Source organism: Pedobacter sp. GW821-FHT01D05 (assembly GCF_059422505.1).
Genome location: NZ_JBWKXA010000005.1, coordinates 342,812 through 355,816, shown reverse-complemented (window position 1 = coordinate 355,816; position 13,005 = coordinate 342,812). Strand labels below are relative to the sequence as shown.

The following is a 13,005-nucleotide window of genomic DNA, read 5'->3' as shown; positions in this document are numbered from 1 at the left end:
AATTCGTCATTGCGAGGAGGAACGACGAAGCAATCTTATTAGGCAAGTCAGATTGCTTCAGCTCGCTCAGGCCCAGCTTCGAAATGACGGAGCTATAATTTAGGAGTGAACAATAAAATGCTTAATTAAACCTTAAGCGTTACGATATAAAAAACGATTTGAAAAGAATAACCATATTAGGTTCTACAGGAAGTATAGGTACACAGGCGCTAGAAGTGGTTAGGGACCATCCCGATACATTTAAAGTAGCTGTATTATCGGCCTTAAAGAATTCAGCATTACTTATTCAACAGGCGAAGGAATTTATGCCAGCCATTGTTGTAATCTGTGATGAAAGCAAGTACGGCGAAGTTAAAACTGCTTTGTCTGCGCTAAATATTAAAGTTTTGGCAGGTGAAGTCGCATTGTCAGAAGTTGCTGCCTATGATGATAGCGATGTGGTATTAACGGCATTAATGGGCTCTGTAGGGTTAAAACCTACTATTGCTGCCATTAAGGCTGGAAAAAATATTGCTTTGGCCAACAAAGAAACACTAGTAGTAGCGGGTGAATTGATTACACAACTGGCGACTGAACACCAGGTTAAAATTTTACCGGTCGATTCGGAGCATTCAGCAATATTTCAATGTTTGGTAGGCGAGGAGCAGAATGATATCGAAAAGATTTATTTAACAGCTTCCGGTGGACCATTTTTAGGCAAAACAAAAGATTTCTTATCCACAGTAAAAAAGGAGCAGGCTTTAAAACATCCCAACTGGGTAATGGGCGCAAAAATCACGATCGATTCTGCGTCTTTAATGAATAAAGGCCTGGAGGTAATTGAGGCAAAATGGTTGTTTAATCTTGATGTAGATCAGATTGATGTAATTGTTCACCCTCAATCTATCATCCATTCAATTGTTCAGTTTACAGATGGATCGATGAAGGCACAAATGGGTGTTCCGGATATGAAATTGCCTATTCAGTACGCTTTAAATTATCCCGATAGGCTAAAAAACAATTTTAAACGTTTTAACTTCCTAGATTATCCAAACTTTAGCTTTCAAAAAGCCGACATGGAAACATTCAGGAATTTAGACCTGGCATTTACTTCATTAAGAAAAGGCGGAAACATGCCTTGTATTTTAAATGCCGCGAATGAAATTGTTGTTGCCGCATTTTTAAAGGATAAAATCGGTTTTCTGCAGATGAGCGAGGTTATTGAACAGTGTATGGAAGAAATCAGTTTTGTTGAAAAACCGCAATTGAGCGATTATTTAGAAACTGACAAACATAGCCGTATCTTAGCCGGCGAATTAGTAACAAAAAGTATAGTTTAACATCTAACATAAAAATTTTATAAGAGAATATGAATGGATTGATTATGGCGGGGCAGCTGCTGCTCGGATTGTCTTTATTGGTAATATTACACGAATTAGGGCATTTCCTGGCAGCCAGGGCATTTGGTATTAAAGTAGAAAAGTTTTATTTATTTTTTGATGCCTGGGGTTTCAAGCTTTTTAGTTTCAAAAGAGGTGATGTTGAATATGGAGTGGGATGGTTGCCACTAGGCGGTTATGTAAAAATAGCCGGAATGATTGATGAGAGTATGGATACCGAGCAAATGGCTCAACCAGCACAACCCTGGGAATTCCGCTCTAAGCCAGCCTGGCAACGTTTAATCGTGATGCTTGGTGGTATTATCGTAAACGTAATTGTTGGTATTTTTATCTTTTGGATGTTGACTTTTAACGTCGGACAGAATTATACTGTTAACAGCAAGCTGAACGATGGTATTTCTGTAGGTGCAATTGGTAAAGAAATCGGTTTAAAAAATGGAGATAAGATTTTGGCCATCAACGGCAACAAGTTAATCCGTTTTGAAGATGCGATATCGAGCAAAGTATTGTTTGATGGAGCCCAGTTGACCATTTTAAGGGATAATAAAACACTTTACATTTCTGTTCCGGATATTATTTTAAATAAAATATCGAAAAACGACAAAGAAAATTTTATCTCGCCCAGATATACGATGGAAAGTGTAGAAAAGGTAAGTGCGCCTGATGAAAAAGCAGATAAACCATCTTTTTTTGATAAACTGTTTGGCAGAAAGTTCGAGAAACCCGTATATCCAGCATATACTGCAGGGATTAAACCGGGCGATAGTATTTTATCGGTTAATGGAAAACAGATTACTTTTTTCGATCAGTTTAAAGAAGAGGTTTCTAAAAACAAATTAAAACCAATTACCATTAATGCGCTACGCAAAGGCAAAGAAGTAAAGTTCGATCTTAAAGTAAGCAAAGATGGAACGATTGGAATTATCCCTAATTTAAAAATGCCTGAAACTGCGCATGTAGATTTTGGCTTTATAGAGTCGTTGCCAGTTGGGGCAACCATGGCATGGAGCACTTTTGTAGATAATGCAAAAGGTATTGGTAAAATGATTACCGGAAAGTTAAGTGCACGCAACATCAGCAGCCCAATTGGGATTGCCAAGGTGTATGGCAGTACTTTCGACTGGGTTAAATTCTGGACTTTAACAGGATTGATTTCGATGGCACTGGCATTTATGAATTTATTGCCTATTCCAGGCTTAGATGGAGGCCACGTAGTATTTCTTTTGATCGAAATGGTGCAACGTAAGCCAGTAAGCGAAAAAGTGTTGGAAAAGGCGCAAATTGTGGGTTTTGTAATCCTGATCTGTTTAATGGTGTTTGCTTTTGGTAATGATATTCTAAAATCCTTCGGTAAGTAAAACCAAATTTATATAATTGCCGCAGATGCGCAGATTTGACGAATCAATCTGAACATCTGCGGCTTTTTAATTTAATATGCACCATGAGCGCAGCAACAACAGATATTAATTATTTCGATTTTTACGCCTTACCGATCCAGTTTAATCCAGATCAAAATGTGGTTAAAACAAAGTTTTATGCATTTAGCAAGCAGTTTCATCCTGATTTTTATGCCAATGAAAGCGAAGAGAAGCAGCAAGAAGTACTCGACCTGTCTACTTTGAACAATAAGGCTTACCAGACACTCAGCAATGCTAAAAAACGCTTAAAATACGTGCTCGAATTAAAAGGGATTGTAGAAACAGACGAGGCTTATCAACTGCCACAATCTTTTTTAATGGAAATGATGGATGTTAATGAGGCTTTAATGGATCTGGAATTTGAGCCAGATGCCGAAAAGCTAGCGCAGGTAAAACGAGATGTTGATGCCATAGAAAAAGATCTTGCTAACGAACTGAATGATCTGATAGGCCGTTTTGATGGCAACCCAACAGCATCTGATGCACTACTGCCTTCGATTAAGGATAATTTTTACAGACAGAAATACGTTGATCGGATCAGGGAACGCTTGCCGAAATAGATGGAAGAAGTTTGAAGTCGGAGTCGGAGATCCGAAGATAGTAGCGTAAAAACAAGCGCCCAACGCTGTGTACTTTGTGCCTTTTCTTTGTCTCCGCTGCGGTTAAAAGATGGGAAGCCCTAAATCTTCCACCTTCGACCCTTGTAAGACACCCGATTGTAAAATCATTTTTTAGTTTTTGATAGGCAAAAGCTTTGTTTTACTTTAGGAGCAAACAATCAGATCAATGAATAGCTCCCTTTCTATTTTTCGCAAAGTGGCCGTGGCAGAAGGCATATCCTATCTGCTTTTATTATTTGTAGCCATGCCGTTAAAATATTTTGCAGATCTTCCTTTGTATGTAAAATATACCGGATGGGCCCACGGATTATTATTTGTATTATATGCAGCCACCTTAGTTTTAGCTTGGCAAGAACAAAAATGGAAGTTTGGTAAAGCCGTTTTGATTTTTTTAGCGTCACTTTTGCCCTTTATGCCCTTTGTGGTTGATCGTAAATTGAAAGATGAACGCGCGCTAAACTAATTGCCTATTACACAAATTACTTACCTTAGTATTATGCGTTTAATAAATGATTGCCAGAGGTAGGTTAGATATCCGTTTTACCGAACTTTTTAAGGGTGCACTATACTGTATTGGTAGTGCTTGCGGTTTTAAAAAAGAACAGCCCCGGTTCCCTGAAGCGCAGTTGCCCTGTCTTTCTGTTCGTACAGGTTTAAATCTCGTATTAGAAGCGCTAAATCTTGAACCTGGCGACGAAATATTGGTTGCAGATATTAACATTCCGGATATGTTTGCAACCCTTGCTGCCTATCATTTAAAAGTTGTACCATTACCTATTGATAGAAATACACTAGGCATATCTGCTGGCCAGATAGCATCAGCTATTACACCCAAAACAAAGCTGCTGCTCATTACCCATTTATTTGGTGGCATAATGGATACCGGACCATTGCTTGACATCGCCAAATTGCATAATCTGATCGTAATAGAAGATTGTGCACAAGCTTATGATGGAATTTATGAAGGTAATTTAAAATCGGACGTGGTATTGTTCAGTTTTGGACTAATTAAGACAAATACCGCCTTAAGTGGTGCTATACTTCATATTAGAAACGAGCAACTATTTACTTTGGTAACAATATTAAACAATAGGCTGCCGGTGCAAAAAGGCGATCGATACTTCAAAAAAATAATTAATGCTACCCTGATTAACATTCTTGCCTCAAGATGGCCATTTACCCTGGCTTATTGGCTTTGCAGGCAATTTGATAAAGACTTTGATGCTTTTATTTCCGGTTTTACAAGAGGTTTTCCTGGCGCAGATGTAATGGAGAAAATCAAATACAGGCCATGTTATGCTAATTTGTGTATGTTGCAGCATAGATTGGATGATTTTGATCAATCTCGTATTTATAAGAGAAAGATACTGGCAAACCAGTTGTTATTGAATGTTGATTCGCGAAATATTATTGGTGCTGCAAACTTAAGGCATACACACTGGGTAATTCCGATAGTTGCGGCTAATCCATCACTGTTAATCGATAAATTAAGGGAAAAAGGATTCGATGCCACGTCAAAAGCCTCCAGTTTAGTTAAGATAGGTTTCACGGGTTTGCCGTTAAAAACTTCAAATGAACTAATACTTCAAAATTTAGTTTATCTGCCAACGGATATGAAAATGAGTAAAAAAGAAGTTAAACAATTGAACCAGTTGTTATTAGATCATCTGTTAAATGATGGAGGTTTTAGTAAATCAGATCAGATATAAAAAGAAGCAAATAAAATTTGCGAATTAAGTGCTTAATTTATACATTTGCATCCCGCTGAATAAGCAAATGCCCAGCTGGCGGAATTGGTAGACGCGCTGGTCTCAAACACCTGTGGGAAACCGTGCCGGTTCGACTCCGGCGCTGGGTACGATTAAAAAAATACCTGCTAAAGGTAAGTAACCGGGCTTTGAACATTCAAAGTCCGGTTTTTTTGTGCCATTTGCTAGTTTAAATGCGATTCAGGTGCATTCAAAGAATTATACCTCCCCGAACTACAGAATTACTTATCCTTCTCTTAGGGCTGTCTGCTGATAAACTAAAAGAACCTGCCCAATTATTTGGCAGAAAGCTTAAACGAACAACATCTTTAGGCGGCTTTATGCAGGATGCAGCAGGACGGTTGGGCGCGCCACGTTTTATATATTAACCGGAAATAAACCAGCAGCTATATAACGCTAGCTATAACGTATAGCCAAATATATTCCGGAATTTATGAAAAGCATCCATTCTTTTATGCTTGCAGCCTTTATGCTCGTTAGTATTACCGTTTTTGCCCAACCCAAAACACCAGATTGGGTAAGCAAGGTGGGTGCGCGGAAATTCAGTTTTAAGCAAAATAACTATCTCGTAAACAAATATGGAGCGATAAATGATGGTAAAACTTTGGCTACAAAAGCCCTTCAGAAAGCCATTGACGATTGCGCAGCGAAAGGTGGGGGTATCGTTTCTTTTAAAGCGGGCAAATACCTTACGGGATCCATTTTTATTAAAAATGGGGTCAATTTAAAGATTGATGAAGGTGTTGAAATTCTGGGTAGCCAGAATATTAAAGATTATCCTGAAATCGATACACGTGTGGCCGGTATCGAAATGAAATGGCCTGCGGCACTAATCAACATTCTAAAACAAGATAAAGCTTCTATTTCGGGCAAAGGATTGATTAACGCCCAAGGCAAACCATTCTGGGAATATTACTGGAATTTAAGAAAAGAATATGACACGAAAGGCTTAAGGTGGATTGTAGATTATGATGCCAAACGTCCAAGAACGATACTGGTCGAATCGGCCAGGGATGTGGTGATCAAAGATATTCATGTACAACAGGCTGGATTTTGGACGGTGCAGATTTTGTACTCTTCTTATGTAACGGTAGATCATATTACCATTCGGAACAATGTAGATGGCAGTGGCCCGAGTACAGATGGAATTGACGTCGATTCTTCGTTATGGACGCTGATCGAAAATTGCGATATCGATTGTAATGATGATAATTTCTGCCTAAAAGCCGGTCGCGATTGGGATGGCCTAAGGGTAAACCGACCAACAGAATACGTCGTAATCCGCAATTGTGTGGCGCGTAAAGGAGCAGGCTTGCTTACTTTGGGTAGCGAAACTTCGGGCAGTATCCGTCATGTGTGGGCCACCGATCTGGTAGGCTATGGAACGGGTAATGCAATTAATATTAAATCGGCCAAAACAAGGGGAGGTACGGTAGAAGATGTGTATTTCGGTAACATTACCATGCATGGTGTGGGCAATGTAATTCAGGTAAATCCGAACTGGAATCCTGCTTACAGTTATTCTACTTTACCGGCTGGATACCATCCGGATTCTATCCCCGCACATTGGACCAAACTTTTAACCCATGTACAACCAGCAAGCAAGGGCATTCCTAAAATACAGAACATCAACGTGTTTAATGTTACCGCTACCGGCGCTAAAAAGGCAATCAACGCCATTGGTTTTTCAGAAACCATATTGAAAAACTTTAATCTCTCCAACCTGAAAATAGAAGCAGCTACTGCCGGAACGATCGATTTTGGGCAAAACTGGACTTTTGATCGGGTAAATATTACAGCGGCAGACCAAAGCGCATTGAAAGTAAGTAATTCAGTAAGTGTAAATCCTTAGCTGTTTCGGAAAAATGAAAAGATTTTACAGTTTATTTTACTGCCTAGGTTTATCGGTAAATACACTTTTTGCACAGGAAATTTATCCGCCAATCTTAAAATCGGGAACCTGGCACAATGAAAATGCAAGTTTACGGTACCGTCCGGAGGGAAGCGATTTTATTATCCATAATGGTACAAGAAGGTTTACGAGAGCCTTATACGGAACCAATACAGCGTTCCGGGTCGAGGCTGGCGATCTGCCTGAATTTGCTTTGTATATGCCAGCTATGGGCGGTAACCTGCAGTTTGGCTTACTTGATGGCAATAACAGCAAATGGCTGATTAAGGCAACAGATATTACCGCCAGGTACCGCCCAGGATCGATGATTTACACCATAAAAGACCCATTGCTGGGAAATGGTACTTTGCATTTAACCCTTCTTGCATTGAGCAACAGCGATGGAATGGTGTTAAAAGCCCGTTTCGAAAATGTGAAAAAGGATGTAGAACTGCTTTGGGTTTTCGGTGGAGCAAGTGATAAAAAGTTTAGCCGTAGTGGCGATATGGGGGTAGATCCCGAATCTTCTTTTTACCTCGAAAAACAAAACTGTAAGGATAATTTATTTACGGTTACAAAGAACAGTTTCGAGCTCCAATACGCCAAAATCAAAAAAATCACTGGACTTTTTCCGGCCGAAATCAGAATTGCTGATGCTGCTGATTTATCTTCTCCTTTAACTTTAAATCAATCTAAAACACAGCAAAATCCAGTAATTTCCGGAAAAATAAGGGTAGAAAACGATAAAGATTTTTATGTATTGATCCAAAATCCTGAAAAAGATAACGCCCCTAAAAACTGGGATAGTACTACGCAGTTTACGGAATCGGAAAAGAAGCGTAAAATTTTAGCCGATCGGGTACAGGTTGATACACCAGATCCCTTTTTCAACACCATTGGTGGTGCTTTGGCCATGGCTTCTGATGGGATTTGGGAAGCACCATCTTATATGCACGGTGCCATTGGCTGGCGGATGCGTTTGCCCGGTTGGCGTGGGCCTTACACTGCCGATCCACTAGGTTGGCACGATCGGGCAAGAACACATTTTGATGCATATGCCAAATCGCAGGTGCTCAATCCGGAAAGCGGACCCGTTTTGGCCGATACTGCTTTTAACCTTTCGCGATCAAAAGAAGCCATGGGGACTGCAATGTTCAGCAATGGTTACATCAGTCGCGAACCGGATGGAAAATCGATCAGACCGCACCACTATGATATGAATCTTGTGTATATCGATCAATTACTCTGGCATTTCAACTGGACGGGCGATTTAGCTTATGTAAAAGAAATGTGGCCCGTAATTAAAAGGCATTTAGCCTGGGAGAAAAGAGTTTTTGATGCGGATGATAATGGCCTTTATGATGCCTATGCAGCCATTTGGGCAAGCGATGCATTGCAATATAGTGGCGGAAGCGGAACACATAGCTCAGCTTATAACTACCGCGCGAATTTAGTTGCCGCCAAACTTGCCCGTTTGATCAATGAAGATCCAGGTGTTTATCAAAAAGAGGCCGACAAAATATTAAAAGCCATGAATGCCCAGCTCTGGATGCCAGAAAAAGGCTGGTATGCAGAATATAAAGATGCTTTAGGTCTACAGCAATTGCATCCGGCTGCAGGTTTATGGACGGTTTATCACAGTATAGATTCGGAGGTACCAGATGCTTTTCAGGCCTGGCAGAGTTTAAGGTATGTTGATACCAATATCCCACACATCCCGGTAAGGGCAAAAGGACTCGAAGATAAAGGTTATTATACCCTGTCAACCACAAACTGGATGCCTTATGAGTGGTCGTTAAACAATGTGGTTTTAGCCGAAGTTACCCATACGGCCCTGGCCAACTGGCAAGCAGGCAGGACTGAAGAAGCCTTTAAACTTTGGAAAAGTGAACTATTGGCCAGCATGTACCTTGGAGGAAGTCCGGGTAATTTTGCCCAGGTTTCCCGCTATGATGCCATTTTAGGGGAATCGTACCGCGATTTTGGTGATCCGGTAGGCATTAATTCACGAACACTCGTTGAAGGGCTTTTTGGTGTGGTGCCTGATGCACTGAATAAAACTTTGCTCATCAGACCAGGTTTACCACAAGAATGGGATCATGCGGCCCTAAATATTCCTGATTTTTCTTTTTCTTTTAAACGAAAAGCATCGGTTGATACCTATGAGCTGTTGCCGAGATTTGCCATTAGGCTCGGACTTAAAATGCGCATTAAAGCTAAGCGCAATCAATTAAAATCGGTTAAGATTAATGGAAGAGCAGTAAAGTGGGAAAACGTTGCCAGCGCTATTGGCTCACCCGAAATCGAGATTGAAAGTGCAGCGGCAAAAGACTATTCGGTGGAATTGATTTGGGGAGGTGAAACCTTAAATCCACCCAAAATTAACGTTGTCTATACCGCTGGTTCGAAAATGGAAGTCGATTTTGGAAAGGCTAAAATTGTTAAAATATTTGATCCCCAAAAGGTGCTTAACCATATAAATGCAAGTGAAAGTAAACTTAGTGCAAATGTTCAGGGCGAACCAGGCGACCGTACCTTCTTTGCTCAGATTAAGAATGGTCCGTTCACGTATTGGTTTCCTGTTTGTTTTAAACTGAAGGCGGCGGTGAAAAAGTCAGATCAAATTTTAGATTTAACGGCTAAAGAATGGACAGGTAAAAAGCTGGAAACACAAGATTTATCCGCTTATTTTAACGATCAGGTCGGTCAGATTTTTAACCATAAATACCTGTCGCCACGGCCACAAACTACAACTTTACAATTGGCCTGGCAAGGTATTGGTGATTGGACGCACCCGAAATTAAAACCTGAAATTAATGATATGGGCTTGCGCAAACTGGCGGGCGCAAAAGGCGAATTTTTATTGCCTTCTGGCGTGGTTTTTAAAACACCATCAGATAGCACTTCAAAAAATATCATTTATACTTCTCAGTGGGATAATTTCCCCCGAAAAGCAGAAATCCCACTTTCTGGTAAAGCAAGCGGGATATTTTTCCTTTTGGCCGGAACAACCAACCCCATGCAAAGCAGAATGGATAATGGCAAAATTACGGTTCAATATACCGATGGGTCTACCCAAAAACTGTTGTTGCGTAACCCCGAAAATTGGTGGCCAATTGAACAGGATCTTTTCACCGATGGTTTCGCTTTCGATACAGGTGCAGAGCGGCCAGTACGTATACACCTGAAAACGGGTAAAATTGTAACCGCACAAGATGGCGATAGCTGGAATGGAAAAGACATAAAAGGAGGTGCAGCAACAGCATTGGGCCTAAAGCTCGACCCTAAAAAAACACTGGCTAAGCTTACCTTATCTGCCATTTGTAATGATGTAATTATTGGTTTAATGGCGCTCACTTTAGTTCGTTAGTTAATTTGAATCATGAAGTATAGCGGTAGGATATCGAAAAACATAGTATTGCCAATTTTCTTGGTCTTATTGTCTTTTGCTACTGCTTTCTCAAAGTTGAAAAACAATATTGCACATTATTCTACCGAACATGGGCTTTCGCACGATGGTGTGCTCTGCATTACCCAAGACCGCGACGGCTTTATGTGGTTTGGTACTTTTGATGGCCTAAACCGTTTCGACGGGACAAATTTCAATATTTAAATGATTTAGTAAAATAAGCGGTATGTGTAGAATTAAAAACCAATTTAAACCCTTGATGCTCTTCGTAATGCTTTTCATCTGCAATATTGTTTTTGCACAGATTGACCGGCAAGCATTGGTAACACGACATACTGTTGTGGTTAAAAAAATAGATTCCCTTTCATCCTTATCTGTAGGCAATGGTCGCTTTGCTTTTACCGTTGATGCCACAGGATTGCAAAGTTTTCCGGATTGCTATGCCAAAGGTGTTCCATTAGGCACACAATCGCAATGGGGATGGGGATCGTACAAAAATGAGGGTAAGTTCAATATAACCGAGGCTTATAAATATTACGATCAATATGGTCGCAAAATTCCTTACACCGTGCAGTTAAATACACCACTTAGGGCTAAAGAGGCTAGTAATTATTTCCGCCAGAATGTACACCGTTTACAATTGGGGAATATTGGTTTCGATCTGATTAAAAAGAATGGCCAATTGGCCAGGGCTAACGATATAAAAGATATTAACCAAAACCTAAACCTCTGGACGGGTGAAATTAAGAGTAGTTTTACCTTAGAAGGAATTCCTGTTGAGGTAACTACGGTTGGGCATCAGGATCTTGATCTGATCAGTGCATCGGTGTCGTCGCCCTTAATTTTAGCAGGAAGGTTAAAAATCAGGGTTAGGTACCCGGTAGCTACTGGCGAATGGGCAGATGTAGGAAACAATTGGAGCAATAACAACGAACACCATTCACAGGTAGTGGCGCAGCGTGCCGATGGTGCTTTAATTAAGCGTCAGATCGACTCTGCAGTTTATTATACTTCCTTTTCGTGGAAAGGTAAAGCGCAACTGGCCGAGAAACAAGCGCATTATTTTACCATTACACCTAATAAAACCAATCATGCATTTAGCTTTAGCTGTCTTTTTTCGCAGCAGAAAAGGAATGAGGTGGTTCCGTCCTTTGCACTGAGCCAACAGAATAGTTTAGCACAATGGAAAGCCTTTTGGATGAGCGGTGCTGCGGTCGATTTTAGCGGAAGTACTGATAATCGTGCATTTGAACTCGAACGCAGGATTATCCTTTCCGAATACCTCACCAAAATACAATGTTCGGGCGATTTCCCCCCACAAGAAACTGGCCTAACCTACAACAGCTGGTTTGGTAAACCGCACCTCGAAATGCATTGGTGGCATGGGGTTCATTTTGCGCTATGGGGCAGGCCTGAGTTGTTAAATCGGAGTACTGATTGGTATTTTAAGGTTGCGGATAAGGCAAAGAAAATTGCGCTGGTACAGGGATTTGATGGCTTACGCTGGCAGAAAATGACCGATAATAAAGGGAACGAAAGTCCATCATCAATAGGGGCAATGTTGATCTGGCAGCAGCCGCACCTCATTACCTTTGCCGAATTGGAATATCGCGCAAATCAAGATGGAAAGGTATTGCAAAAATATAAAGACCTGGTATTTAAAACGGCCGATTTTATGGCTTCTTTTGCGCATTACGATGCCACAAAAGGTCGTTATGTACTCGGGCCAGGATTAATTCCGGCACAAGAGCGTTTTAAAGCCGAAAGCACTTTTAATCCTACCTATGAGCTGGCTTATTGGGCGTGGGGTTTGAAAACAGCGCAAGAGTGGCGTTTGCGTTTAGGCATGCCGCGAAATGCAAAATGGGATGAGGTGATGGCTAAATTATCTAACTTGCCTGTACAAAACGGCGTATATCTGGCTGCAGAAAGTGCGCCTGATTCTTACACCAATCCCGAATATAAAACAGATCACCCCTCCGTATTGGGGGCATTTGGTATGCTGCCCGAAACAAGTTTGTTGGATAAAGCTACCATGCGTAAAACCTTTGATCTGGTTTGGAAAGAGTGGATCTGGAACGATACCTGGGGATGGGATTTCCCGATGACAGCTATGACAGCCACACGTTTAGGTATGCCCGAAAAAGCGATAGATGCCTTGCTGATGCCTGTGCAAACCAATACTTATCTTATTAACGGCCATAACTACCAGGATGACCGCCTGCGCATTTATCTGCCTGGAAACGGAGGTTTACTTGCCGCTGTGGCTTTAATGTGTGCTGGCTGGGATGGAAATAAGACCATAAATCCTGGTTTCCCTAAAGATGGAACTTGGAAGGTGCAATGGGAAGGCTTTAAGAAGATGATGTAGGAGGATGGAATAGGTTAGGCTATAGGTTTTTATTTAACACATCCAATGAGATAAAATCTTTAAAGAATTGATTCATAACATTGCGGCCTAGCGTACCATCTGGAGTGAACGCTTTTATAAGTTTTTACTCCGGATTTTTTTTGCCTGT

General features: G+C 40.8%; 9 protein-coding genes and 1 tRNA gene. All 10 read left to right on the top strand.

The window, feature by feature from the left end; translation table 11 throughout:
* Window positions 1-158: 158 nt before the first annotated feature.
* The 10 genes from AC07VK_RS18855 (at window position 159) to AC07VK_RS18810 (ending at window position 12,857) form a co-directional block, all read left to right on the top strand.
* Window positions 159-1,319 carry a 1-deoxy-D-xylulose-5-phosphate reductoisomerase gene (locus tag AC07VK_RS18855; RefSeq protein WP_492962457.1) on the top strand — a complete coding sequence of 387 codons (1,161 nt, stop codon included), beginning with the start codon at window positions 159-161 and terminating at the stop codon, window positions 1,317-1,319.
* Window positions 1,320-1,348: 29 nt separating this feature from the next.
* Entirely contained in the window at window positions 1,349-2,737 is a 1,389-nt protein-coding gene (gene rseP / locus AC07VK_RS18850; RefSeq protein WP_492962455.1) for an RIP metalloprotease RseP, read from the top strand.
* An 83-nt stretch (window positions 2,738-2,820) separates the two neighbouring features.
* Window positions 2,821-3,357 (top strand): Fe-S protein assembly co-chaperone HscB, encoded by a 537-nt coding sequence (gene hscB / locus AC07VK_RS18845; RefSeq protein WP_492962453.1) that lies wholly within the window; start codon window positions 2,821-2,823, stop codon window positions 3,355-3,357.
* 226 nt (window positions 3,358-3,583) lie between these two features.
* Window positions 3,584-3,880 (top strand): DUF3817 domain-containing protein, encoded by a 297-nt coding sequence (locus tag AC07VK_RS18840; RefSeq protein ID WP_116249862.1) that lies wholly within the window; start codon window positions 3,584-3,586, stop codon window positions 3,878-3,880.
* 46 nt (window positions 3,881-3,926) lie between these two features.
* Window positions 3,927-5,126 carry an aminotransferase class V-fold PLP-dependent enzyme gene (locus AC07VK_RS18835; protein WP_492962450.1) on the top strand — a complete coding sequence of 400 codons (1,200 nt, stop codon included), beginning with the start codon at window positions 3,927-3,929 and terminating at the stop codon, window positions 5,124-5,126.
* A gap of 69 nt (window positions 5,127-5,195) precedes the next feature.
* A tRNA-Leu gene (locus tag AC07VK_RS18830) sits at window positions 5,196-5,275 on the top strand.
* A 344-nt stretch (window positions 5,276-5,619) separates the two neighbouring features.
* Window positions 5,620-7,038 (top strand): glycoside hydrolase family 28 protein, encoded by a 1,419-nt coding sequence (locus AC07VK_RS18825; RefSeq protein ID WP_492962448.1) that lies wholly within the window; start codon window positions 5,620-5,622, stop codon window positions 7,036-7,038.
* A 13-nt stretch (window positions 7,039-7,051) separates the two neighbouring features.
* Window positions 7,052-10,447, top strand: coding sequence for a DUF4450 domain-containing protein (locus AC07VK_RS18820; protein WP_492962446.1), 3,396 nt, complete (start codon window positions 7,052-7,054; stop codon window positions 10,445-10,447).
* A gap of 12 nt (window positions 10,448-10,459) precedes the next feature.
* On the top strand, window positions 10,460-10,690 hold the full coding sequence (locus AC07VK_RS18815) for a two-component regulator propeller domain-containing protein (RefSeq protein WP_492954692.1): 231 nt from the start codon (window positions 10,460-10,462) through the stop codon (window positions 10,688-10,690).
* 22 nt (window positions 10,691-10,712) lie between these two features.
* Window positions 10,713-12,857: a hypothetical protein gene (locus AC07VK_RS18810; protein WP_492962444.1), complete on the top strand. Its 2,145-nt coding sequence runs from the start codon at window positions 10,713-10,715 to the stop codon at window positions 12,855-12,857.
* Window positions 12,858-13,005 lie beyond the last annotated feature (148 nt).

What these genes read in the sequence shown, in the direction of transcription:
- rseP (WP_492962455.1), top strand. Translation starts at nt 1,349, where the DNA reads ATGAATGGATTGATTATGGCGGGGCAGCTGCTGCTCGGATTGTCTTTA.
- hscB (WP_492962453.1), top strand. Translation starts at nt 2,821, where the DNA reads ATGAGCGCAGCAACAACAGATATTAATTATTTCGATTTTTACGCCTTA.
- AC07VK_RS18840 (WP_116249862.1), top strand. Translation starts at nt 3,584, where the DNA reads ATGAATAGCTCCCTTTCTATTTTTCGCAAAGTGGCCGTGGCAGAAGGC.
- AC07VK_RS18835 (WP_492962450.1), top strand. Translation starts at nt 3,927, where the DNA reads ATGATTGCCAGAGGTAGGTTAGATATCCGTTTTACCGAACTTTTTAAG.
- AC07VK_RS18825 (WP_492962448.1), top strand. Translation starts at nt 5,620, where the DNA reads ATGAAAAGCATCCATTCTTTTATGCTTGCAGCCTTTATGCTCGTTAGT.
- AC07VK_RS18820 (WP_492962446.1), top strand. Translation starts at nt 7,052, where the DNA reads ATGAAAAGATTTTACAGTTTATTTTACTGCCTAGGTTTATCGGTAAAT.
- AC07VK_RS18815 (WP_492954692.1), top strand. Translation starts at nt 10,460, where the DNA reads ATGAAGTATAGCGGTAGGATATCGAAAAACATAGTATTGCCAATTTTC.
- AC07VK_RS18810 (WP_492962444.1), top strand. Translation starts at nt 10,713, where the DNA reads ATGTGTAGAATTAAAAACCAATTTAAACCCTTGATGCTCTTCGTAATG.